This is a genomic window from Burkholderia seminalis, assembly GCF_001718535.1.
GTDB classification, from domain to species: Bacteria; Pseudomonadota; Gammaproteobacteria; order Burkholderiales; family Burkholderiaceae; genus Burkholderia; species Burkholderia seminalis.
On record NZ_CP013399.1, the window covers coordinates 270,136 to 292,254 of the forward strand.

General features: G+C 70.5%; 22 protein-coding genes. 5 read left to right on the top strand and 17 right to left on the bottom strand.

The window, feature by feature from the left end; genetic code table 11:
• The first annotated feature begins 33 nt into the window (after positions 1-33).
• Both WJ12_RS17100 and WJ12_RS17105 read left to right on the top strand, forming a co-directional pair.
• Positions 34-744 (top strand): PIG-L family deacetylase, encoded by a 711-nt coding sequence (locus tag WJ12_RS17100; RefSeq protein ID WP_059561225.1) that lies wholly within the window; start codon positions 34-36, stop codon positions 742-744.
• A complete protein-coding gene (locus tag WJ12_RS17105; RefSeq protein WP_059561228.1) occupies positions 723-1,646 on the top strand; it encodes a glycosyltransferase family 2 protein in 924 nt (307 codons plus the stop codon). The genes WJ12_RS17100 and WJ12_RS17105 overlap by 22 nt, the downstream gene beginning before the upstream one ends.
• Positions 1,647-1,663: 17 nt before the next feature.
• On the opposite strand, the gene WJ12_RS17110 is transcribed toward WJ12_RS17105, so the two are convergent.
• Positions 1,664-3,031, bottom strand: a complete 1,368-nt coding sequence (locus WJ12_RS17110; protein WP_034189967.1) for a sigma-54-dependent transcriptional regulator — start codon at positions 3,029-3,031, stop codon at positions 1,664-1,666.
• 351 nt (positions 3,032-3,382) lie between these two features.
• Here WJ12_RS17110 and WJ12_RS17115 point away from each other — a divergent pair, with 351 nt between their 5' ends.
• A complete protein-coding gene (locus tag WJ12_RS17115; RefSeq protein WP_034189966.1) occupies positions 3,383-4,411 on the top strand; it encodes a sigma-54 interaction domain-containing protein in 1,029 nt (342 codons plus the stop codon).
• A gap of 10 nt (positions 4,412-4,421) precedes the next feature.
• Here the strand turns inward: WJ12_RS17115 and WJ12_RS17120 are convergent, their stop codons facing one another.
• The 11 genes from WJ12_RS17120 to WJ12_RS17170 form a co-directional block, all read right to left on the bottom strand.
• Entirely contained in the window at positions 4,422-5,372 is a 951-nt protein-coding gene (locus WJ12_RS17120) for a glycosyltransferase (RefSeq protein ID WP_034189965.1), read from the bottom strand.
• Entirely contained in the window at positions 5,362-6,450 is a 1,089-nt protein-coding gene (locus tag WJ12_RS17125; RefSeq protein ID WP_059561230.1) for a glycosyltransferase family 9 protein, read from the bottom strand. The genes WJ12_RS17120 and WJ12_RS17125 overlap by 11 nt, the downstream gene beginning before the upstream one ends.
• Complete coding sequence (locus tag WJ12_RS17130) at positions 6,447-7,448, bottom strand: glycosyltransferase family 2 protein (protein WP_034189963.1); 1,002 nt, start codon at positions 7,446-7,448, stop codon at positions 6,447-6,449. The genes WJ12_RS17125 and WJ12_RS17130 overlap by 4 nt, the downstream gene beginning before the upstream one ends.
• Positions 7,445-9,190, bottom strand: a complete 1,746-nt coding sequence (locus tag WJ12_RS17135; protein ID WP_069245750.1) for a carbamoyltransferase family protein — start codon at positions 9,188-9,190, stop codon at positions 7,445-7,447. Before WJ12_RS17135 ends, WJ12_RS17130 begins: the two co-directional genes overlap by 4 nt.
• Positions 9,191-9,193: 3 nt before the next feature.
• Positions 9,194-10,396: a glycosyltransferase family 9 protein gene (locus tag WJ12_RS17140; protein WP_059561385.1), complete on the bottom strand. Its 1,203-nt coding sequence runs from the start codon at positions 10,394-10,396 to the stop codon at positions 9,194-9,196.
• Complete coding sequence (locus WJ12_RS17145) at positions 10,393-11,004, bottom strand: D-glycero-alpha-D-manno-heptose-1,7-bisphosphate 7-phosphatase (protein ID WP_034189961.1); 612 nt, start codon at positions 11,002-11,004, stop codon at positions 10,393-10,395. Before WJ12_RS17145 ends, WJ12_RS17140 begins: the two co-directional genes overlap by 4 nt.
• Positions 10,995-11,774, bottom strand: coding sequence for an SDR family oxidoreductase (locus WJ12_RS17150; protein ID WP_156444822.1), 780 nt, complete (start codon positions 11,772-11,774; stop codon positions 10,995-10,997). The genes WJ12_RS17145 and WJ12_RS17150 overlap by 10 nt, the downstream gene beginning before the upstream one ends.
• A gap of 154 nt (positions 11,775-11,928) precedes the next feature.
• Entirely contained in the window at positions 11,929-12,453 is a 525-nt protein-coding gene (locus WJ12_RS17155) for a hypothetical protein (RefSeq protein ID WP_167361882.1), read from the bottom strand.
• Entirely contained in the window at positions 12,398-15,175 is a 2,778-nt protein-coding gene (locus WJ12_RS17160) for an ABC transporter transmembrane domain-containing protein (RefSeq protein ID WP_059561237.1), read from the bottom strand. Before WJ12_RS17160 ends, WJ12_RS17155 begins: the two co-directional genes overlap by 56 nt.
• Positions 15,176-15,221: 46 nt before the next feature.
• Positions 15,222-16,001: a BON domain-containing protein gene (locus WJ12_RS17165; protein ID WP_059561239.1), complete on the bottom strand. Its 780-nt coding sequence runs from the start codon at positions 15,999-16,001 to the stop codon at positions 15,222-15,224.
• Positions 16,002-16,211: 210 nt separating this feature from the next.
• Positions 16,212-16,580 carry a hypothetical protein gene (locus tag WJ12_RS17170; RefSeq protein WP_059561387.1) on the bottom strand — a complete coding sequence of 123 codons (369 nt, stop codon included), beginning with the start codon at positions 16,578-16,580 and terminating at the stop codon, positions 16,212-16,214.
• A 282-nt stretch (positions 16,581-16,862) separates the two neighbouring features.
• On the opposite strand from WJ12_RS17170, the gene WJ12_RS17175 reads away from it, so the two are divergent.
• Positions 16,863-18,455, top strand: a complete 1,593-nt coding sequence (locus tag WJ12_RS17175; RefSeq protein WP_059561240.1) for a PAS domain-containing hybrid sensor histidine kinase/response regulator — start codon at positions 16,863-16,865, stop codon at positions 18,453-18,455.
• Positions 18,456-18,465: 10 nt separating this feature from the next.
• Here WJ12_RS17175 and WJ12_RS17180 read toward each other — a convergent pair whose 3' ends face one another.
• The 4 genes from WJ12_RS17180 to WJ12_RS17195 form a co-directional block, all read right to left on the bottom strand.
• Positions 18,466-18,789, bottom strand: a complete 324-nt coding sequence (locus WJ12_RS17180; RefSeq protein WP_059561243.1) for a four-helix bundle copper-binding protein — start codon at positions 18,787-18,789, stop codon at positions 18,466-18,468.
• Between the two features lie 32 nt (positions 18,790-18,821).
• Positions 18,822-20,027: an alcohol dehydrogenase catalytic domain-containing protein gene (locus WJ12_RS17185; protein WP_059561246.1), complete on the bottom strand. Its 1,206-nt coding sequence runs from the start codon at positions 20,025-20,027 to the stop codon at positions 18,822-18,824.
• Positions 20,028-20,178: 151 nt separating this feature from the next.
• Positions 20,179-20,643 (bottom strand): DUF1269 domain-containing protein, encoded by a 465-nt coding sequence (locus tag WJ12_RS17190; protein WP_059561390.1) that lies wholly within the window; start codon positions 20,641-20,643, stop codon positions 20,179-20,181.
• Positions 20,644-20,688: 45 nt separating this feature from the next.
• Positions 20,689-21,327, bottom strand: a complete 639-nt coding sequence (locus WJ12_RS17195; RefSeq protein WP_082744760.1) for a MarC family protein — start codon at positions 21,325-21,327, stop codon at positions 20,689-20,691.
• A 122-nt stretch (positions 21,328-21,449) separates the two neighbouring features.
• Between WJ12_RS17195 and WJ12_RS17200 the strand changes: the two genes are divergently transcribed.
• The gene (locus WJ12_RS17200; protein ID WP_027792503.1) at positions 21,450-21,668 is read left to right on the top strand and encodes a DUF6566 family protein; all 219 of its coding nucleotides are present in this window, start codon (positions 21,450-21,452) and stop codon (positions 21,666-21,668) included.
• A gap of 49 nt (positions 21,669-21,717) precedes the next feature.
• Here the strand turns inward: WJ12_RS17200 and WJ12_RS17205 are convergent, their stop codons facing one another.
• Positions 21,718-22,095, bottom strand: a complete 378-nt coding sequence (locus tag WJ12_RS17205; protein ID WP_059561248.1) for a DUF5594 family protein — start codon at positions 22,093-22,095, stop codon at positions 21,718-21,720.
• Between the last annotated feature and the right edge of the window lie 24 nt (positions 22,096-22,119).

Genomic DNA, 22,119 nt, shown 5'->3' on the forward strand with positions numbered 1-22,119 from the left:
GGCGCAGCCGCCCACCACGGGAACCGTCACGTCATGAACATTCCGACACGCTGGCTCGTCGTCTCGCCGCATCTCGACGATGCCGTCTTCAGTTGCGGTCAACTGCTCGCGCAAGCGCCCGGTTCGATCGTCGTCACCGTCTTCGCGGGCATTCCGCCGCGCGGCACGCCCGCACCGCCCTGGGATCGCCGCGCCGGCTTCGACTTCGCCGACGAAGCCGTGCGCGCGCGCCGCGCCGAGGACGCCCGCGCGCTCGCACTGCTCGGCGCGCACCCCGTCTGGCTCGACTTCCTCGACGACCAGTACGGCGTGCCGGCCGCCTCGACCGCCATCGCCGCGCGCGTGGCCGATGCGATCGATACCCACGACGGCTTCGGCGTGCTTGCGCCGGTTGGCCTGTTCCATCGCGATCACCTGAAGGTGCAGCAGGCCGTGCTGTCGCTGCTGCCGCACAACGCGGACATGCCGGAGCACGCGTCGCGCGTCTGGCGCTTCTACGAAGACGTGCCGTATCGCCGTATCCGCGGCCTGATGGCCCAACGCGTGATCGACTGGCGCGAACGCGGCTGGATCGCGCATCCGGTCGGCGCACCGGCCGGCAGCCAGTCGCGCGGCGCCGCCGCGAAAGCCGCCGCCGTCGCCGCGTACGCGAGCCAGGTTGCGCTGTTCGAGCCTCATATGCGCGCCGATCTCCACCAACCCGAAACGTACTGGCGGCTCGCATGCGACGTCACATCCGCGTAACGCCCGCGCGCGTCGCACTGCCGCCGGCCGAGCCGCGCGTGACCGCCGTCGTGCTGACCTGCCGGCGCACGGCCGAACTCGCGCGCACGCTGGCGCGACTCACCGCGCTGCCCGACCGGCCGGCGATCGTCGTCGTCGACAATGCGTCGGACCACGAGACGGCCGCGCTGATTCGCGACCGCTTCGCGCACGCGACGCTCGTGCATGCGCCGGCCAATCTCGGGGCCGCCGGCCGCAATCTCGGCGCGGCCGTCGCGCGCACGCGCCACGTCGCGTTCTGCGACGACGACACGTGGTGGGCGCCCGGTTCGATCGCCGAAGCCGCGAACCTGCTCGATGCGTATCCGCACGTCGCGGCCGTCACGGCGCGCGTGCTGGTTGGCCCCGCACAGCGCGAGGACCCGACCTGTCGGACGATGGCCGACAGCCCGCTCGACGCCCCCGTCGCGCTGCCCGGCCCCCCAATCCTCGGGCTGCTGGCCGGCGCGACCGCATTCCGGCGCGACGCGTTCGTGCAAGCCGGCGGCTATCACCCGCGCTACTTCCTCGGCGGCGAGGAAGCGCTGCTCGCGTTCGACCTGTACGGTGCCGGCCACTGGCTCGTGTATGCGTCTCATCTCACGGTGCATCACTACCCGTCGCCGCGCCGGGACGGGCCGGGACGCGCCAGCGTCGCCGCCCGCAACGCGGTGTGGACCGCATGGCTCCGGTGGCCGGCCGCGCCAGCATGGCTGCACACCGTGCGCCGGCTGCCGCTGCTGCGCCGCGAACGCGCGATCGCGCGCACGTTCGCCGGCCTGCCGTGGATCCTGCGCGAACGGCGTGCGATCGCGCCGCAGATCGAACGCATGCGCCGCCGTCTCGATCGCGAGACGCGTCGTGATACGGGAACGGGAGCATGAGCGCGATCGCGACGGCATCAGGAATCCGGTTTTTCCGCTTCGTCTTCCAGTTGCGCGAGCCGGTTGTAGATCGTCTTCAGGCTGACGTCGAGCACCTCGGCCGCCTGCGCCTTCACGCCGCCGCACTGGGCGATCGTGCCGAGGATCAGCTTGCGGTCGACTTCCTCGAGCGGCGTGCCGAACGGCACCGTCACGCGATCCTCGTGCGAATCGACCATGTTCGACAGCTCGTCCATGATCGGCGGCGGCAGCGTGTCGATCACGTCGCCATCGGTGAAGATGCTCGCGCGCTGCACGAAGTTGCGCAGCTCACGCACGTTGCCGGGCCACTCGTAGGTCTTCAGCGCTTCGCGCGCGGCCGGCGCGAAACGCAGGTTGCGGCCGCTTTCCTCGTTGTAGCGCTGCAGGAACGCATCCGCGAGCATCGGGATGTCGTCGCCGCGCTCGCGCAGCGACGGCAGCGGAATCGGGAACACGTTGATCCGGTGAAACAGGTCGGGCCGCAGTTTGCCGTCCGCCATCGCGGCTTCCGGATCGCGGTTCGTCGCGGCAACGATGCGCACGTCGACGTCGATCTCGCGCGTCGAGCCGAGTCGCGTGAGGCGGCCCGTTTCCAGCACGCGCAACAGCTTGACCTGCGACTCGAGCGGCATTTCGGTGATCTCGTCGAGAAACAGCGTGCCGCCGTCCGCGCGTTCGAAGAAGCCCTTGTGCTGGCGCTCCGCGCCGGTGAAGCTGCCGCGGTCGTGGCCGAACATCTCGCTCTCGACGAGGTTCGCGGCGATCGCGCCGCAGTTCACCGCGAGGAACGGACCGCGGCGGCGCAGGCTCAGGTCGTGCACGGTCTGCGCGGCGAGTTCCTTGCCGGTGCCCGATTCGCCGGTGAGCAGGACCGACGCCTCGGTGCGCGCCACACGCCCGATCGCGTCGTAGACGGCCTGCATCGCGGGCGAACTGCCGAGCATGCGGCCGAAGCGGCCGAGGCGCTTCAGCTCCGAGCGCAGCTCCGCGATTTCCTCGTGCAGCGCGGTCGTGCGCGGCACGCGCGCAAAGATGCTGTTCAGCCGCTGCATGTTGAGCGGCTTCACCAGATAGTCGGTCGCGCCGCGCCGCAATGCGTCGATCGCGGTTTCCAGGCTCGCGTGGCCGGTGGTCAACACCATTTCGCAATGCGCGCGCTTGGGCAACGCGTCGAACAGATCCATGCCGTTGCCGTCCGGCAGCACGAGATCGCACAGCACGAGATCGGGCGTATTCGTCGAGACCAGCGTACGCGCCTCTTCGAGCGTGGCCGCCGTATCGCACGCAAGCTGCTGCGTGCGCGCAAGCGTGGCCAGCATCGTTCGCGTATCGGCATCGTCTTCGACGATCAGGACATATGGCATCGAGGCTCCTTGAAATGCGGCCCGGCGCGATCGTCGGCCGGCACCGCGACAGGTACGGCGCAAAACGCGCCGCCGCGCAGGCCGCGGCGGCGCGTTTTGCGCCGTACGCGAACGGGCAGACAAGCTGTCCTGCACTGACAAACAAGTGCTTAGGCAGTATAGAAGAACGAGGTTGCGCATTCGTCGTTCATCTAATAAATCTATCTGTCGACGCTACCTGCATTGCCAGATTCAATGCCGCGAAATTGGCACAAAATGTATCCTCGATACATGAAAAACGACGTGTGCCACGTCATTTTTTCATCCAGCTTCGACGCATTCGGTCATATTTTCCCAATTCGATCTCACATCATGTCGAAATCAGTCGATGAGGGTGCACGTCTGTTCGGTCGCTCGCGTACGATTCAGGATCTGTTGTTGAAGGTATCGCGCGTGGCGGCGACGCGCATCAGCGTATTGATCGTCGGCGAAAGCGGTGCCGGAAAGGACATCGTCGCGCGGCTCATTCACGACATGAGCCCGCGCCGGCGCGGGCCATTCGTCCCCGTGAACTGCGGCGCGATACCGCACGACATCGCGGAATCGCAATTGTTCGGCCACGAAAAAGGCAGCTTCACGGGCGCCATTTCGCAGCACGTGGGCATGTTCGAAGCCGCACGCGGCGGCACGCTGTTTCTCGACGAGATCGCCGAAATGCCGGCCGAGCTGCAGGTCAAGCTGCTGCGCACGCTGGAGACGAACACGATCGTGCGCGTGGGCGGCCACGAGCCGGTTCCGCTCGACGTGCGGATCGTCGCGGCCACCCATCACGATCCCGTCGAGGCGCTGCGCACCGGGCGGCTGCGCGAGGACCTGTTCTACCGGATCGCGCCGGTCGCGCTGCATGTGCCCGCGCTCAGGCAGCGCGAGGACGATGTCGGCGATATCGCGCTGCAGATCGTCGAACGACTGAATGCGCGGCACCGTACGCGAAAGCGGCTGTCCACGCAGGCGATGAAGGCGTTGCGCGCGTATACGTGGCCCGGCAACGTGCGCGAGCTGCGCAACGCGCTGGAGCGCGCGTTCATCCTTGCCGACGAGCAGATCGAACTGCAGTTGCCGCGCCGCCAGCCGCCGCGCGAGGAGGTGCGTCACAACGCGATGACGCTGCATATCGGCACGACGCTCGCGCATACGCAGCAGCGCTTCATCGTCGCGTCGCTGCGGCACTTCAACGGCGACAAGCCGCGCACCGCGAAGGCGCTCGGCATCAGCCTGAAGACGCTGTACAACCGCCTCGCGCTGCTGCCCGAACACGAGCGCAATGCGGTCAGCGGCGGCGCATATCAGCCGAATCCAAACGGCAGCAGCGCGCCCGATTCGCCCGCCGCGAACCCGTAAGCGGCGCGCGTCACGCGGTCACATCGCGCAGCGCCGCGTCCCAGTCGCGCGCGAACCGTTCGATGCCGAAGCGTTCGCAGGCGTCGCGGCGCGCAGCCGCACCCCACTCGCGCGCGAGTTCCGGATCGCGGATCAGCATGCGCATCGCATCGACCAGCACGCTCAATCGCGTATCGGCCACGCCGTTGAAGCCGCTCCGGACGAGCTGCGCCATCTCGGTCGTCGCGAGCGCGACGATCGGCAGCCCGACCATCATCGCCTCGATCACCGCGAGCCCGAGGCTCGTGTAGCGGATCGGGTTGAAGAAGAACCGGTAGTGCGACAGGAACTGCGGCAGCGCCGGGTTCGGCACCTCGCCGATCCCGCCGAGTTCGGCCGACCCCATCCCGACCAGGTCGATCGGCACGCTGTGACGCACGGCCTCGAACAGGTCCGCGCCGAGGCGCCGGCCGCGCCGCGCGAGATGGTTCACCACCGTCACGCCCTTCGGCAGCGTGCCGCGATACTCGACGCCCTCGGGCGTCGGCACGCCATGCTCGATCACGCGCGTCGGCGTCACGCCGCTGTCCCACATCAGCGCGTTGAACGGTGTCACGTGCACGAGCAACACGTTCGGGTCCTGCACCGGGTGCAGCGTGTCGGTCGGATGCTCGCGCGGCGGATCGTGCTCGACGAACAGCGTCGGCAGCGCACGCTGCGCGTCGCTCAGCAGCCGCAGGCGGTCGTGCCGGTAATGATTCGCATGCTGGTACAGCACGCAGTCGAATTCGGTGTCGCGCACGCACTCGACCGGCACCTCGTGCACGTTGTCGCCCCACGGCAGGTGCCCCACCCGGCCCGCATAGCCGGGCGGATGCTGCGGCTTCGTCACGAGGTAGAAGTCGTGCGGCGCGTGCGACAGGTAATACAGGTAGTTGCCATGCACGTGCCAGGTCAGCACGCGCAACCGCTTACGTGACATGACGTCTCTCCTTCGCGAGCAGGTCGCCCGCCTGGCCGATCACGTCGCCGACGCCAATGGCCGTCGCGCATTCGTGCCCGTACGGGCAGGTGTCGAACATGCAGGGCCGGCACGCCGGATAATTGGCGAGCACGCGATGGCGCGCGCCGTCGAGCGGCGCCCAGCGTGCGGTATCGCTGCCGCACGCGACGACGACGCTCGGCGTGCCGAGCGCCGCCGCGATATGCGACACGCCCGTGTCGTTGCACAACAGCAGCCGCGCGCGGGCGATCAAGGCCGCGAGCGCACCGAGCGGCGTGCGCCCGCACAGGTTCACGCACGGCCGCGCGAGGCGCTCGGCGAATGCGCCGGCCAGCGCCATTTCCGCGCGCGTGCCGGTCAGCACGACCTGCCAGCCGTCGTCGGCAAGCTGCCGCGCGGCGAGCGCGAAGCGTTCGACCGGCCAGCGCCGCGACGCCATCCGCGCGCCGGGATGGACGATCACGTAGCGCCCCGGATCGAGTGCGTGTTCGTCGCTGAGTACCTGCCACAGCGCATGGTCGAGGCCGCCAAGCGGGAATTCGAGGTGGTCGCCGCGATCCGCGTAGCCGAGCTTGCGGGTGAGCGCCAGGTAGCGCGTCACTTCCGGTTCGTCGTCGCGCCACGCGAGCGCGCAATCGAGCGCGGTCGTGCCGCCGTCGGCCGGCACGAAACCGGCCGTGCGCATCGCGCCGAGCGACGCGACGATCGCGTTCGTGTGCGCGCCGCTGCCGTGCAGCTGAATCGCGAGGTCGAAGTCGCGCGAACGGCATTCGGCGACGAACGCCTCGCGCGTGGCCGCGTCGGGTTCGGGCTGCTCGGCGAGCCCGGGCGCGCCGGGAAACGCGATGAAGCCGTCGATGTAGTCCGAGAAGCGCGACGCGAACTCGCGCGCCCACGGCAGGCCGATCAGCGTGATGCGCGCATCGGGCTCGCCGTGCCGCAGCGCGCGCAACGCGGGCACCGCGCACAGCATGTCGCCGAGCTGCAGCGCGCGAAATACCGCGATCCGCCTCGGGCCGCGCGCGCTGCCGGCGTCGAAACCGTGGTCGAGCATCATAGGAAGAGCACCCGAAAATGCAGCGCCCCTCGCATGCGCCAGTACACCGACACCGGCGGAATCGCGATGGACGTGACGATCATCTCCGCGACGTGCGACGGCGTGAGCTGCGTGCCGCGCAATCGCTTCACGCAGAACGCCGCGGTGATCACGGCCCAGACGACGGCGCACGCCGCGCCCGGCGACGGCCATCCGGCCGCGAAACACGCGATCGCGGCGAGCGCCGCCAGCACGGCCGCGTAGTAGTGCCACGGCGGCACCGGCCGGATGTGGCGCCGGTAGGTCGCGCGATGCTTCTTGTACAGCAGCGCGTCGAAATACACCTTCGACTGCTGGCCGACGCTGGCCCCCCAGTGCGCGGGACGCACCGGATGCACGATGCGCGCGGCGTCGGCACCGACGATCGGCCCCGCATGCTCGCGCAGCGCGAACATCAGGTCCGCATCCTCGCGCCACGCGCGCGTGAAGCGTTCGTCGAAGCCGCCCACCCGCTCGAGCGCCGCGCGACGCACGAAGCAGTTCGCGGTCGCGAATTCCGCGTGCGCAAGGCCGGCCGCGTCGCGTTCGTAGTCGGTCGGACACGGCCGCAGCGGCACGTCGATGCGGCCGGCCGCGGCGGCCGCCGACGGCTCGGCGAGCAGCGCGGCCGCACCGTGGCGCAGCCACGTCGGGTCGGGAATCGTGTCGTCGTCGGTGAAGGCGATCAATGCGCCGCACGCGCTGCGCCAGCCGACGTTGCGCGCGCCGGCCGGCCCCTGCGTGTCTGGCGCGGTCATGTAGCGGATCACCGGCACGTCGGTCACGCGTGCGCGGCACGCGTCGACGACGGGGCGCGCGCTGCCGGCCGGATCGTCGTCCACGACGACGATCTCGTAGGTGGTCGGGTCGAACACCTGCACGCAAAGCGCGTCAAGGCAGCGTTCGAGCAGGTCGGGCCGCCGGTAGGTCGGCACGACGACCGACACCACGGGCGGCAGGTGCGTGGCGCGCGCGTTCATCTCGGCTTCTCCAGCAGGAACGGGCCGATCACGAGCGCGTCGAGCGGCGACGTCCAGAAGCATTCGATCGCATCGCGCGGCGTGCAGACGATCGGCTCGCCGTGCGTATTGAACGACGTGTTGACGAGCACCGGCACGCCGGTGAGCGCATCGAACTCGGTCAGCAGCGCATGCAGCAGCGGATGCTGCCGCTCGTCGACGGTCTGCACGCGCGCGGTGCCGTCGGTGTGACGCACGGCCGGAATCCGCGCGGCGCGTTCGGGCACGACGTCGTAGACGAACAGCATGAACGGCGCGCGCAGCGGCGTCTGCCGGCCGCCGGCGAACCAGTGATGCGCGCGGCTTTCGAGCACCACCGGCGCGACCGGCCGGAAGTCCTCGCGATCCTTGATCCGGTTCAGCTTGTGCTGCATGTCCGGGTCGATCGGCGACGCGAGGATCGAGCGTGCGCCGAGCGCGCGCGGGCCGAACTCCATGCGCCCCTGAAACCAGCCGATCACACGGTTCTCCGCGAGCAGCGCGGCCGTCTGCGCGGCGACGTCGGCGAGCCGCCGGTACGGCAGCTGCGCGTCCTTCAGGAACGCCTCGATCGCGTCGTCGCCGTACGACGGCCCGAGATACGCGTGATCCATCCGCCAGCCGCCGCGCTCGCCGCGCATCCGGAAGTCGGTCCACAACGCCGCGCCGAGCGCCGTGCCCGCATCGCCCGCGGCCGGTTGCACCCAGACCTCGTCGAACGGGCCGCGATCGCGGATCTTCGCGTTCATCACGCAGTTCAGCGCGACGCCGCCCGCCATCGCGAGCTGCCGCTCGCCCGTCTCGGCGGCCAGCCAGTCGACCGCCTGCAGCGTCGTTTCCTCGAGCACGAGCTGCAACGCATGCGCGATGTCGTAATGATGCGGCTCGATCGGGCCGCCGCGTTCACGCGGCGCGCCGAACAGCGCAACCAGATCGGCATCGGCCACGTCGTAGCGCCCTTCGCCGCGATACCGCACCAGTTGGCGCATCGCGTCGGCGAATACCGGCTTGCCGTACGACGCGAGCGCCATCACCTTGTGTTCGTCGGACGAGTGCAGGAAGCCGAGATGGCGGGTCAGGCGCTCGTACAGCAGCCCGAGCGAGTGCGGCAGGTTCACCTGCCCGAGCCGCCGGTAGCTGCGGCCGTCGAATACGCCGTAGCTGGTCGTCGCCCGCTCGCCGCGCCCGTCCATCGTCATCACCGCGCAGCGCCCGAACGGCGCCGCGAGAAACGCGCTCGCCTCGTGCGCGAGATGGTGCTCGACGAAATGCCAGCGAAACGGTCCGTCGTGCGTGACACCGCGAAAACGCCGCTGCAGATGATGCGGCGCGCCGCCCGCGAGCTGGCGCGGCGCGTTGACGATCGACGACAGGAACAGCGGATGCCAAGGCGACGCGCCGTCGTCGCGCGGCGCGTGCGCGGACGGCGACAGCGGCAACGTCAGCACCGGCGGGCCGCCCTCGCGGTCGAGTTCGAGCCACGGGTCGTACGAATACGCGACGTGATCGACGTCCGCCAGCGTGATGCCGGCCTCGTCCAGACAATAGTCGATCGCGTGGTAAGGCAGTTCCCAGGTCGAGAACGGCACCGGGCGCTTCGCGTGCTTCACGTGCGTGAAGCGTTCGTCCTCGGCCGCCGCGATCACGACGCCGTCGCGCACGATGCACGCGGCGCTGTCGTGGAACGCGGCATTGATGCCGAGCGTATGGATCGGGTCTGGCATGCGTCAGTTCCTCGTGATGACGTGCGCGAACGGAATCACGTTCGATGCGGACATCGCGACCGGCTCGGCGCCGCGTGCGGCGGCCCGTGCGGCCGTGCGTTGCGCATGGCGCGCGCGGTCGTGCAGCAGCGTGTGCACGGCGGCCACCACATCGTCGACCCGCACGCCGAGCAGGCATGGATGGCCCGGCTGGTTGCACGTGCTGCGGTAGCAGTTGCGGCACGGGACGTCGACGTTCAGCACGCGGTGCGGCACGCGCCACGGCGTGTGCTGCGGATTGGTCAGCGCGTACAGGTCGACGACCGGCGTGCCGAGCGCGGCCGCGAGATGCACGGGGCCGCTGTTGTTCGACAGCAGCAGGTCGGCCCTCTCGATCAGCGCGCCGAGCTCGCCGAGCGGCAATGCGCCCGCCAGCGGCACCGCGCGCGGCCCGGCGCGTTCGCACACCGTGTCGATCAGCGCGCGTTCGCCCGCACTGCCCGTCACCGCGATGCCGTCGAACAGCGGCGCGACGGCGGCAGCCGCTTCGCCGAACCGCTCGGCCGGCCAGCGCCGCGACGCCGCGCTCGCGCCCGGATGGACGACCAGCCAGCGCGCCCGGCCTGCCTCCGGCCGGCGCGCGCCGCCGATGCGCTGCAGCGCGGCCCGCAAACGCGCGTGGACCGCGCGCCGGGCCGCGTCGCCCGGCTCGAACGCCATCCGCCAGTCCGACGTCGTCGCGCCGACGGCCCGCACCAGCGCGAGCTGGCGCGCGACCTCGTGGCGCACATGGGCGTCCGGCTCGGTTTCCGGCACGCGGTCGGTCAGCAGCTCGTACGGATTCTCGCGGCAATGCGCGAGCCGCAGCGGGATGCCCGCGAGCCAGCACATCATCGCGGCGGGCAGCGGGTTCTGGCTGTATACGGTGAAGATCACGGCCGCGTCGAAGCGGCCGGCCAGCAGCCGGTCGATCATGTCGAGATCGGCCACCGGGTCGCCGCGCACGTCGGGATGCCGGACCCACGGCGCGTCGTAGCACCATACGTCGTCGACCATCGGCAGGTGCGGCGCAAGCGCGGCGCCCGTGCGCGACGTCAGCAGCGTGAGCCGGCGGCCGCTGCCGCCCTCCTTCAGCGCCCGCAGCGCGGGCGTCGTCATCAGCACGTCGCCCAGGCTGTCGAGCCGCACGCACAGGATGCGGCGCGCGCGGTGCCAGGCGGCGTTCATCGCCGCCCCCACGTGCCGTGCCGGCGCACGGCTTCGCGCACGACGATGTCGGCGGCCAGGTCGATCCGGTCGACGACATGGTGCGGCGTGCGCGCCGCGTCGACGCGCCACTCGGTCTCGTGACCGCAATCGACGAGAATCGTGCCGCACCGCGCGGTGCGGCCGGCCTCGACGTCGTCGAGGATGTCGCCGATCATCCAGCTCCATTCGGGAACGGCGCCGAGCGCGGCCAGCGCGCGGCGCACCATGCCGGGCCGCGGCTTGCGGCACAGGCAGTCGCAGGCATAGCGCGGCACGCTGCCCTGCGGGTGATGCGGGCAGTAAAAAAAATCCGCCAGCGTCGCACCGTTTGCTTCGAACAGCTCGGCGAGACGCTGGCGGACCGCGCCAAGCTCGTTTTCGGTAAAGCGGCCGAGCGCGACGCCCGGCTGGTTCGAGACGACCGCGAGCGGCATGCCGGTCGCGCCGAGCGCGCGCAACGCCCGGGCCGCTCCCGGCGCGAGACGCATGCGTGCTGGGTCGACGTTGTACGGCACGTCGTCGAGCAGCGTGCCGTCCTTGTCGAGCAGCACCGCGCCGGGCAGCCGCCGTTCGCGCGTCAGGGCCATGACGACTCCTTCATCGGCAGCACCATCACTTCCGGCACGACGGTACCCGGCGGCTGCGCGAGCACGAAGCGCACGGCGGCCGCGACGTTCTCCGGCGGCTGCAGCGTGTCCTCGTCGATGTCGGGAAAGCGGTCGAGCAGGAACGGCGTGCGCATCCCGCCCGCGACGATCGCCGACACGCGCACGCCGCTCGGGCGCAGCTCGGCATGCAGCGCATGCGACAGGCCGAGCAGCCCCCACTTCGTCGCGTGGTACGCGGACGCATTGGGCCACGCCCGCTTCGACGCGGTCGACGCGATATTGACGATATGGCCGCCGCCGCGCGCCTTCATCATCGGCACGGCCGCGTGACACATCAGGTACGGGCCGAACAGGTTCGTCATCAGCACCTGGCGCCAGGCGTCCACGCTCACGTCGTCGATCGGCGCGGTCACGTCGATCGCCGCGTTGTTGACGATCACGTCCAGATCGCCGAGCGATTCGCGCGCGTCGCGGACGACCTCCAGCACCGACGCCTCGTCGCGCACGTCGAGCGGGCGGCCGACCGCCTGTCCGCCGTGGCGTTCGAGCCGCTGCGCGACGGCCGCCGCGCGGTCGCCGTCGAGATCGGCGACGACCACGTGCGCGCCATGCCGCGCCAGGTCCTCGCATATCGCTTCGCCCAGACCGCGGCCACCGCCGGTCACGAGCGCGGTTCGTCCCGCGAGCGCGGGTCTGGCTGATTCGTGAGTCGCGTTCACCTGCACCTCCTGTCGACGTTCGAGCACCATGCTGCTGATGGGGGACGCTTGTCGTGACAAGCGTCGGTGCATGAGGTACAGCGAAAACCGTGCCGGGCCGCGTGCGCCCGCGCTGCATCGGGCGCCGGCGGGCGATCGCTGGCTTTTTTATAAGCGGCTGTAAAAACGGGCCGCGCGGCCGAACTCAGATCGCGAGCGCGTCGGGCGTCGCCTGCGCGCGGTGCTTCGCGAGCGCGCGCAGGCAGTGCGCGATGCAGCCCGCGAACGCTTCGTCGAACCACGGCTGCGCGCCCGACACGCCGACCACGATTCCGCCGAGCGCGACGCCGCCCCACAGATTCGTGTCGCCCGCGCGTAACCGGTACGGCTCCAGCGCCTGCACGACATGGCCGTCGCGGCCCGTCTCCCATGACAGCCGCGCCTTCGCGCGCGCGTAGGCACGGTAGTCGGCGTCCCAGTCCTTCGGGTCGGGCAGCGAGAACTCGTACAGGATCGCGTCCTCGAACGTCGTGTCGTGCGGCCCGAGCGCCGGGTCCATGATCACGATGTGCAGGCAGCCGCTGTCGCCGACGAAGTCGCTCTGCAGCGCGGCCGACAGGCTCGGCAGCAGCAGCTCGACGGCCGCCACCGCGGCCTGGCGGTCCGCGAACGCGCTACCCGCGCGTCGGTCGATCAGTGTGTCGGGCATCGGGCGGGGAAGGTTCGGCATGGGATTCTCCAGAGGAAAACGCGAGCGCACGCAACGCCGCGATCAGGTCGGCCGCTACCGCGGGCTTCGTCAGGTAGGCGTGGAAACCGGCCTCGACCGCGCGCGTGCGGTCGCGCTCGCGCGCGTGGCCGGACAGCGCGAGCGCCTCGAGCGGCGCACGGCCCGCGCGATCTCGCGCGGCATCGAGCTGGCGCACGCGCGACATCACCGCGTAGCCGTCATCCTCGTCGTCGCCGAGATCGATGTCGCAGACGAGCAGCGCCGGCCAGTCCGCCCGGCGCGCGCGCCACAGGTCGTCGAGCAAGGCCTGCCCGGACGCGTACGCATGCACGTGAGCGCCTGCGAGCTGCAGCAGCGCGGCGAGCGCGTCGCGCGCCTCGTCGTGATCGTCCACGTACGCGATGACGAGGCCGTCGAGCGGCCTGGCCGGCGCATCGGAGGGTGGCATGCTGCCGGCCGGTTGCACGGGCTCGGGCGCCACCACGTACATCGGCAGCGACAGGTGCAGCGTCACGCCCGTATCGTCGCGTTCGCGCACCACGTAGCCGCCGGCTTCCTCGATCGCACCCTGCAACCGTTCGAGGTCGAGCAGCGACAGCTCGAGCGCGTCGGCGTCCGCGCACGCGATCGTGATCCGCGCCTCCGGATCGTGACGCGCGGTACGCACCTCGAGGTGCCCGCCGCCGCTCGCGTCGATCCCGCCGCGGCACAGTTCCCATACGAAACGCCGCAACGCGGCCGGATCGGCGTTGACGACGAGGTCCTCGTCCGACAGGTGGCGAAACACCGGCACGCCGCGCCGCGCGGCTTCGTCCGCCAGCGAATCGAGCACCTGCGACACGAGCGGGTTGATCCTGACCGGCTGCCGCGCGAACTTCGCCTCCGTGCGCGCCAGTTCGCGCTGCTTCGCCTGCAGCGACCACATCTGCGCATAGACGCCGCCGCTGGCGAGCAGTGCGTCGTGCGTGCCGTGTTCGACGAGGCGGCCGTGCTCCATCACGAGAATGCGGTCGGCGTCGACGATCGTCGACAGCCGGTGCGCGATGATGAGCGTCGTGCGGTGCCGGGCGACGCGCATCAGCTCCTGCTGGATCGCGCGCTCCGCGCGCATGTCGAGCGCGGAGGTCGCCTCGTCGAACACGACGATCGGCGGCGCCTTCAGCAATGCGCGCGCGATCGCGACCCGCTGCCGCTCGCCGCCCGACAGCCGCACGCCGCGCTCGCCGACGCGCGTGTCGTACGCGTCGGGCAGCCGTTCGATGAACGCGTCGAGTTGCGCGCCGCGCGCGGCCGCGATCACGTCGCCGCGCGTCGCATCGCGCTTGCCGTACGCGATGTTGTAGGCGAGCGTGTCGTTGAACAGGATCGTGTCCTGCGGGACGATGCCGAGCGCGTCGCGCAGGCTGCGTTCGGTGACGAGCCGCAGGTCCTGGCCATCGATCCGGATCGTGCCCGCGTCGGGCTGGTACAGCCGGAACAGCAGCCGCGCGAGCGTCGACTTGCCCGAGCCGCTGCCGCCGACCACCGCGACCGTCTGCCCGGGCTCGATGCGAAACGACACGTCCGACAGGATCTGCCGGCCCGGCTCGTAGCCGAAGTCGACATGCGCGAACTCGATCGCGCCGCCGCGTACCGCGAGCGGCTGCGCCCCCGGCGCGTCGCCGTCCTCGCCCGGCTTGCCGCGTGCATCGAGCAGCCCGAACAGCCGCTCGACGTTCGTCATCGCGTCGTTCGCCTCGCGGAACACGAAACCGAGCGCGTTCAGCGGCAGGCTGATCTGGATGATGTATGCGTTGATCAGCACGAGATCGCCGACCGTCATCGCGCCGCGCGCCACCTGCTGGCCGGCGAGCAGCATCACCGCGGCGATCCCCGCGCCGATGCAGGCGCTCTGGCCGATATGCAGCGTCGACAGCGCGTACTGGTTGTCGATGCCCGCCTCGCGCCACGCGTCGAGCACGCGCTCGAGCCGGTCGCGCTCGACGTCCTCGCGCGCGAAGTACTTGACCGTATCGACGTTCAGCAGGCTGTCCACCACGCGTGCGTTCGACTCGGCCTCGAGCGCGTTCACGCGCCGCTGGACACGCATCCGCCGGCGCGTAAACACAACCGTACAGGCCGCGTAGACGCCGAACGTGACGACGATGATCGCGGTAAAGCCGCTGCCGTACTTGCCGATCACGATCGCGATCACCGAGCCGATCTCGATGGCCGTCGGCACGACCGTAAACACCGCGACACCGAGCAGATAGCCGATGCCGGCCGTGCCTTTCTCGAGGTCGCGCACGACCGCGCCCGTCTCGCGCTGCGCATGAAAACGCGCGCCGAGCCGGTGCAGGTGGCCGAACGTGCGTACGGTAAACGATGCGACCGTATGCTGCGTGACCTGCACGAAGGTCATGTCGCGCACTTCGTTCAGCGCATTCGACGCAAAGCGCACGACCGCGTACGCGAACAGCAGCAGCACCGGCCACGCGACAGGCTGGCCGGCCGCGCGGCCGAAGCCGTTGACGATGTCCTTGAGCAGCAGCGGCACCGCGACGGCCGCCGCCTTCGCGAGCATCAGCAGCGCGATCGCCGCCAGAACGCGGGCACGGTAATGCCAGATCGCGCGCCCCAGTTCGGCCGCAATCCGCAGCCGCAGGCCGCGCTCGTCGCGACGGTCGCGGCCCGCGGTGCCGCCGCGCCGCGCGGGCCGCGTATCGTCGATGCCGGCCGTCATGCGTAAGCGGCTCGCGGTCGGGATCGCGGCGCGGTGTGCACGGCCGTCAATGGTGCGGCTTGCGCTCGCGGCCGGGCACGACGGCGCCCGGTTCGGGATCGCGTGCGGCCGGCAGCGTCGGCGTGACGGTCCGCTGGTCGGGATGCAGCACCATGCCCGTATCGTGCTCGCCTTCGCGGCGCACGCGCACGCGATTATCGACGTCGCGCACGCTCATGCAGCCGTCAGCCAGATCCTCGATGTCGTGCTTCATCCAGCGCGCCGGGACCGTGCCGTCCAGGATGACGCAGCCGTCCTGCACCTGCACGGTGACATCGCTCACGTCGATGTCGAGCGCATGCGCCAGCCGCTCGCAGACGTCCTCGCGGATCCGCTCGTCGGAGCGCGTATAGCCTTTCGGCCCGTGGCGGTGTCGCAACGCATCGCGTTCGGCCGCGCTGCCGGCACGCGACCGGTCCGGCGCGCCGCCAGCGCGCGGGTCGCGCTCGTCGCCGTACCCGCCGATCCGGTCACGGCCGCGGAAATCGGCACGTTCGCCGCCGTAGCGGCCTTCGCGGCCCTCCGCGCGGGGGCCTGGTTCGCCGTAGCCGGGTTCGCCGCCCCGCGCCGGCGGGCGCGCGCCGCCCGGCCAGTCCGCATCGGCCGCGCCGCGCCGCTGGTCGGCCGGCCGCGCGGCGCGCTCGGTCCATTCGCTGCCCCAGTCTTCGGGGCCGACGTCCTCGCTCGCCAAGCGGCGGGAGGCCGATTCATGGTCTTCCTCCGGCCAGCGCGCCGGGTCGTCCGGGATGCCGCGCGCGCCGTACCGTCCGGGATATCGTCGTTGCATCGTGTCCCTCCTTGATCGCGCCTGCGCCGCGCACGGCCCCATGCCGGGTCGCGGCGCGCGTCGTCCGGGTCGAACGCAAGTCGCGTGCCGGTATCGCCGCCGATGCCCGATGCATCCATGCCGCATCGCCGCCCTGCCGCCGGACGCCGCGACCGGACGCATGCGGGCGCGCCAATCTGCAACGCGATTGCAGTTTTTGCGCGCCGGGCATCACGACGCGCCGCCGTCGTCCGGTTCGGCGGGGTCGTCCGCTTCCCGCGTGCCGCCGGGCTCGCTCAGCCGCTCGGTGCGGTCGGGTTCGATGTCGGCACCGTCGTCGAACGTCGAATCGCCGTCGGCCGACGCACGCTCGCCAGTGCCTGTGCGGTCCGTGTCGCTGTCGAGCGACGCGTCGCCGCGTTCGAGCGCATGCTCGTCGAGCGGCGAATCGATGTCGAACGGATGGCGCCGCGCGCCGGCCGTGTCGCTGCCGCTGTCGGACGAGTCGCTCGGCCCCAGCGCGCGGCCGTCGCGGCCGCGGGTGGCGTTGTCGTCGTCCGGGCCGGCCGGTTCGTTGTCGGGGTTCAGCGTGCTGTTCATGTCGATCTCCTTGCATGGCTTGCCGTCGCGTGCGACCACCCGGCCGCCGGCCAACCGGCAGACGGAACGGTCGTGCAACCGGCGTGCCGCGTCGGGCGGCCGGCCATCGTTCCGGCCGCCGCGGCGGCGGATGGCACAGCGGATGCGCGCCCATTGATCAGGTGAATCGAGTTCCCTTATGCTTTCCGGGGTGCCAATCCGATTCCTGTCGCCGCCGCCGGTTCGCCCGGCGGCGGCCGGGCAGCGTTTGCCTGCCCGCCTTCGATCCGCCGTAACGCAACGATGAATAGAGACGACGCTGATCCTCGCTCGCATCCCACGCCGCCCGCCTTGCCCGACGCGCGCGACCTGCTGCATCGCTTCGCCGAGTTCCGTTTCCAGACAGTGGTCAGCTCGATCACCGATTACGCGGTGTTCATGCTCGATCCGCACGGCAACGTCGCGACCTGGAATGCGGGTGCCGAGCGCATCAAGGGTTATCGCGCCGCCGAGATCGTCGGCCAGCACTTCTCGCGCTTCTATCCCCCCGACGCGATCGCGGCGGGCCGGCCGTCGCACGGGCTCGACCGGGCGGCCACGCAGGGCCGCTTCGAAGACGAGGGCTGGCGCGTGCGCCAGGACGGCTCGCAGTTCTGGGCGAGCGTGACAATCACGCCCGTGCACGATCACGGCAACCAGCTGTGCGGCTTCATCAAGATCACGCGCGACATGACCGAGCGCAAGCGGCTCGAGGAACTCGAAGCGTCAACGCACCGGCTCAGCGTGTTCATCGCGATGCTCGCGCACGAGCTGCGCAACCATCTCGCGCCGCTGCGCCATTCGGTCGGCATCTTGCAAAACCTGCCGGACCCGGCGCCCGCGCTCGCCCGCTGCCGCGACGCCGTGGATCGCCAGGTCGGACAACTGACGCGGCTCGTCGACGATCTGCTCGACGTCGGGCGCATCACGGCCGGCAAGGTCGCGCTCGACGATCGCCCCGTCACCGTGCGCGACATCGTGTGTCGCGGTGTCGAGAGCATCCAGCCGAAACTGGCCGCGCGCGGGCAGCACATCCACGTCGATCTGCCGCCCGAGGCCGTGCTGCTGCACGGCGACGACGCGCGGCTCGTCCAGGTGCTGCACAACCTGCTCGACAACGCGTCGAAGTTCTCGCCGCACGGCGGACGGATCGACGTCGGCGCGCGCACGGAAGGGCCGGTGGTCGCGATCCGCGTCACCGATCACGGCGTCGGCATCGCGCAGGGCGCGCTTGAAACGATCTTCGACCTGTTCGAGCAGGAAGGCGCGCCCGGGCGCCGGCCGGTCGACGGCTTCGGGCTGGGTCTCGCGATCTGCCGGACGTTCGTCGAACTGCATGGCGGACGGATTTCCGCTGAAAGCGCCGGGCCCGGCCGCGGCGCGACGTTCACGGTGCGCTTGCCGATCGACCGGATGGGGCGCACGGAACGCGAGGGCGAGCGCGAGCCGGCCGCCCTCGCGCAGCCGGTCGCCGCGCCGTTGCGTATCGTCGTCGTCGACGACAACCGCGATTCCGCAGACACGCTCGCGGTACTCCTGGAGATGAAGGGACACGCACCGCGCGTCGCCTACCGGGCGGACGCAGCGCTGGCGCTCGCCCGCGACTACGTCCCGCACCTGATGATCCTCGACCTGACGATGCCCGACGTCGACGGCTTCACGTTGCTGTACGAACTGCGCGCGATCGATGCGCTGCGCGACACGACCTGTGTCGCGCTGTCCGGCCATGCGCGTGCGTCGGATCTCGCGCGAACCGAACGCGCGGGCTTCGACGACCATCTCGTGAAGCCGGTCGAGATGGCCGTGCTCGACGCGCTGCTGCAGCGCGTCGCGCGCCGGGTTCAGCGGACGCCCTAGCCGCCCGCGCTCAGGCCATCTCGCGGCACATCGCCGCGCACGCTTCGCACGCGAGTGCGCAGCGGCGGCAATGGGCATGCGCATGCCGCTGGCACTCGGCCGCGCACAGGTCGCACGCGTGCGCGCACAGTGCGCAGACGCTTGGCGCGAGCACGCTGCGGCGCGCCATTGCACCCGACGCGAAGCGGCACAGCTGCGCGCATTCGATGTCGAGCGCAATGCAGTCGGCCAGCGCGTGCGTGTCGCGCTCCGCGAGGCACGCGGCCGTGCACGCGTCGCATGCATGCGCGCAGGCATCGCACGCGGCCATGCAGTTGTCGTATCGATCGTTCATCGCCGTCCTCCCGGTTTCGGTTCTCCGCGTCCTCATGGCGTCAGCTTCACCTTCATCCAGCCGGGCTCGCGCACGTCGAACGCGCGATACGCATCGATCGCGTTCGTCAGCGGTTCGCAACGCGTGAGCACCGACAGCGGATCGAACGCGCCGCTGCGTACCAGCTCGACGAGCGGCGGCGTGACCGTGCGGTGATTGCAGTTGCCCATCTTGATCGTCAGGTTCCGGTTCATCGCATCGCCCACCGGAAACACGCGCGACGCCGGCGGATACACGCCGATCACCGCGACGGTGCTGGCCTTCGCGACCGCGCGCACCGCCCACTGCAGCACCTGCGACGGCCCGTCGCCCGGTACCCAGTTGCGGCCGGTCGGGCGGCGGTGCGGCGCGATCGCCTCGACTTCCGCGTCGAACGCGCGCGCGGCGTCGCGATCGGCAGCGGCCGGCCCGTGCGTCGCGCGCATCGCGTCGACGCCCACCGCGTCGATCACGCGATCGACGCCAATCCCGCCCGTCAAGCGCAACACGGTGTCGACCGGATCGTCCTCGGAAAAATCGACGATCTCGGCCCCCTGCGCGCAGGCCATCTCCAGGCGCGACGCGATGCGGTCGACCGCGATCACGCGCCCGGCGCCCATCAGCTTGGCGCTCGCGATCGCGAACTGGCCGACCGGTCCCGCACCGAACACGGCGACCGTATCGCCCGGCTTCACCTCCGCGAGCTGCGCACCGAAATAGCCGGTCGGAAAAATGTCGGACATCAGGATCGCGCGGTCGTCGTCGATCGCGTCGGGCAGCCGGATCAGGCTCGCATGCGCAAGCGGCGTGCGTGCATATTCGGCCTGCAGCCCGTCGAACGCGCCGCTGTCGGCCGGTCCCCCGAAAAACGCGGTGCCCGCGCGCGGGCCGCCCGGGTTCGCGACATCGCATTGCGCGGTGTAGCCCGCGCGGCAGTACGCGCAGCTGCCGCACGCGATCGTCGACGGGATCAGCACGCGGTCGCCGTGCCGCAAGTTGCGCACGTCGCGCCCGACCGCCTCGACGATGCCGACGCCTTCGTGGCCGAGGATCGTGCCCGGTTTCATCCCGCCGAGCGTGCCGCGCACCATGTGCAGGTCGGTGCCGCAGATCGCGCTGGCCGTCAGGCGCACGACCGCGTCGGTCGCCGCGGAGACTTCGGGATCGGGCATCGTGTCGATGCGAATGTCGCCGATGCCGTGAAATACGACTGCTTTCATGTCTGGCCCTCCTTGTCGATAGCGGAAACGGTGCATTTCACCGTCGAGCTGATCGAGCAAGGTATGCGCCTGCGCAAGACGCGCACGGCACCCTGTCGTGCATCGACAAACGGGCTTCGAGTTTCCGGGGAGCGCCTGTCGGCGCGATGCGTCAGTCCGTCGCCGCGCCGCGGCCGCCGTCGCGCGCGTTCGAGATCGCTTCGACGAGTTTCAGTTCGTCGTCGATCGACAGCGTCGTGTCGGTCACTTCGCCGCCGAATGGCGCCAGCGCCGCACTCAGCGCATAGATGTCGAGCTGCGTCGCGGCGAGCCCGAGCGAGACGGCGCCGGGGCGCGCCTTGCGCGCGGCGCGATCGGTCAGCGCGTCGTCCACCGGCCGCTCGCGCCACGCGTCGAGCGACGATTCGATGTATCCGACCACGCTGTCGAGCAGCGATCCGGACGACACGCGGCCGGGATCGACCGAATGCGCGCGCAACTGTCCGTCGATCGTACATTCGACGACCACGACGCCCGACAGCGCGACGACGTGCCGGTCGCGCAACGTGCCGAGTTCCGCCAGCGCGCGACGGGCGGCCTCCAGGTCGGGATAGGACAACACGATCAGCGTGTTCATCGACAACTCCATGCAATCAAATGGTCGCGTGCCGGCAGCCCGCGCTCAATGCGGCAGCCCGAACGCGGCCTTCAGGCTCGCGACGATCATCTGCATCGCGATCGCCGCGAGGATCATCCCCATCAGCCGCTGCGTGACGGCCGTCACGCGCGGCGACAGGTAATGGCCGATCAGCGGCGCCGACAGCAGCGAGACGGCCAGCAGCACGAGAAACGCGGCCAGCCCGAGCGCGAATGCAAGCTCTTGTCCGGTCGTGAACGCGCTGTGCCCGAGCACGATCATCGTCGCGATCGTGCCGGGGCCGACCAGCAGCGGGATCGTCAGCGGATAGACCGCGACGCGCTCGGCTGCCACCGGATCCGCGCCTTCGTCGTCGCCCGGCGCATGCTGGCGGCTCGGCGAACCATGCAGCATCGACAGCGCGATCAGCAGCACCAGCAGCCCGCCCGCGAGGCGGAAATCGTCGATCGTCAGGCCGAACACGTGCAGGATCGCGCCGCCCGCGACGGCCGACACGATGCAGCCGATCGACACGCCGATCGCGGCCGTCAGCGCGACCTTGCGGCGCACGCCGTCCGCCGCGCCCTCGGTCAGCGACAGGAACACCGGAATGTTCGCGATCGGGTTCATGATCGCGAACAGCGCCGCGAACACCTTGATGGAAAAGGTCAGATCGAAGCCCACAGGCTTGCTCCCGTTTCGCAGGCCGAATCGAATGCGGAATCCGGCCGGTTTCCAGTGCGCGGCGCGCGCCATGCTGATACGATCGACGCACCGCGTTCACGCACGACGGAGGGCCCCGACCGATGCAAGCCACCGATACCTTCATGGATCACGAGATACGCGTCGAAGCGACGCGCAACGCAAACGGCGCGTGGGTCGCGCAGGTGCGGATCTTCCGCGACGGCGCGCCGGTCGACCTGCCCGCGCCCGAGCTCGTCACGCCCGAATGGCTCACGTGCGACGAGGCGCTGCGCGGCGGCATCGACCAGGGCCGCGTGATCATCAAGACGCGCGACCGGTAACGTCGCGCGGTTCGCCGGCGCGTCGTCGGCCGGCATCGCACCGCGCGGGTCACGCATCGAAATCGAGGTCGCCGATCAGGATCTCGCGATCGCGCTGGGTCCGTGAGCTGAAATCGACCGGCAGTTCCATCTGCCAGCGCTCGATCGTGACCGGCAGCGCCGCGAGATAACGGTCGAAGCGGCTGTGGTCGGGCTCGGCGAGCAGACCGGCGATCGCATCGTCGCGCCACGCGAGCCGCGCATTCAGCCGGTTCGGCAGCCCCACCGTCGACGTGAGGCCGACGACGTCGACGCAGGTCGGGCTGCCCTGCCCGTCATGCGGCACGACGTCGACCTTCACGTCGCCGGGCGGGTACAGGCCGCGCAGGCGCGCGGCGATGCGCGGCGCGAACTCGGTTTCGAAACGGGCACGGACATCGGAATTCATCTCTTCTCCACTCCAGGTTGGTTC

Coding starts and splice junctions, on each gene's coding strand:
- WJ12_RS17100 (WP_059561225.1), top strand. CDS start 34: ATGAACATTCCGACACGCTGGCTCGTCGTCTCGCCGCATCTCGACGAT.
- WJ12_RS17105 (WP_059561228.1), top strand. CDS start 723: ATGCGACGTCACATCCGCGTAACGCCCGCGCGCGTCGCACTGCCGCCG.
- WJ12_RS17110 (WP_034189967.1), bottom strand. CDS start 3,031: ATGCCATATGTCCTGATCGTCGAAGACGATGCCGATACGCGAACGATG.
- WJ12_RS17115 (WP_034189966.1), top strand. CDS start 3,383: ATGTCGAAATCAGTCGATGAGGGTGCACGTCTGTTCGGTCGCTCGCGT.
- WJ12_RS17120 (WP_034189965.1), bottom strand. CDS start 5,372: ATGTCACGTAAGCGGTTGCGCGTGCTGACCTGGCACGTGCATGGCAAC.
- WJ12_RS17125 (WP_059561230.1), bottom strand. CDS start 6,450: ATGATGCTCGACCACGGTTTCGACGCCGGCAGCGCGCGCGGCCCGAGG.
- WJ12_RS17130 (WP_034189963.1), bottom strand. CDS start 7,448: ATGAACGCGCGCGCCACGCACCTGCCGCCCGTGGTGTCGGTCGTCGTG.
- WJ12_RS17135 (WP_069245750.1), bottom strand. CDS start 9,190: ATGCCAGACCCGATCCATACGCTCGGCATCAATGCCGCGTTCCACGAC.
- WJ12_RS17140 (WP_059561385.1), bottom strand. CDS start 10,396: ATGAACGCCGCCTGGCACCGCGCGCGCCGCATCCTGTGCGTGCGGCTC.
- WJ12_RS17145 (WP_034189961.1), bottom strand. CDS start 11,004: ATGGCCCTGACGCGCGAACGGCGGCTGCCCGGCGCGGTGCTGCTCGAC.
- WJ12_RS17150 (WP_156444822.1), bottom strand. CDS start 11,774: ATGGTGCTCGAACGTCGACAGGAGGTGCAGGTGAACGCGACTCACGAA.
- WJ12_RS17155 (WP_167361882.1), bottom strand. CDS start 12,453: ATGCCGAACCTTCCCCGCCCGATGCCCGACACACTGATCGACCGACGC.
- WJ12_RS17160 (WP_059561237.1), bottom strand. CDS start 15,175: ATGACGGCCGGCATCGACGATACGCGGCCCGCGCGGCGCGGCGGCACC.
- WJ12_RS17165 (WP_059561239.1), bottom strand. CDS start 16,001: ATGCAACGACGATATCCCGGACGGTACGGCGCGCGCGGCATCCCGGAC.
- WJ12_RS17170 (WP_059561387.1), bottom strand. CDS start 16,580: ATGAACAGCACGCTGAACCCCGACAACGAACCGGCCGGCCCGGACGAC.
- WJ12_RS17175 (WP_059561240.1), top strand. CDS start 16,863: ATGAATAGAGACGACGCTGATCCTCGCTCGCATCCCACGCCGCCCGCC.
- WJ12_RS17180 (WP_059561243.1), bottom strand. CDS start 18,789: ATGAACGATCGATACGACAACTGCATGGCCGCGTGCGATGCCTGCGCG.
- WJ12_RS17185 (WP_059561246.1), bottom strand. CDS start 20,027: ATGAAAGCAGTCGTATTTCACGGCATCGGCGACATTCGCATCGACACG.
- WJ12_RS17190 (WP_059561390.1), bottom strand. CDS start 20,643: ATGAACACGCTGATCGTGTTGTCCTATCCCGACCTGGAGGCCGCCCGT.
- WJ12_RS17200 (WP_027792503.1), top strand. CDS start 21,450: ATGCAAGCCACCGATACCTTCATGGATCACGAGATACGCGTCGAAGCG.
- WJ12_RS17205 (WP_059561248.1), bottom strand. CDS start 22,095: ATGAATTCCGATGTCCGTGCCCGTTTCGAAACCGAGTTCGCGCCGCGC.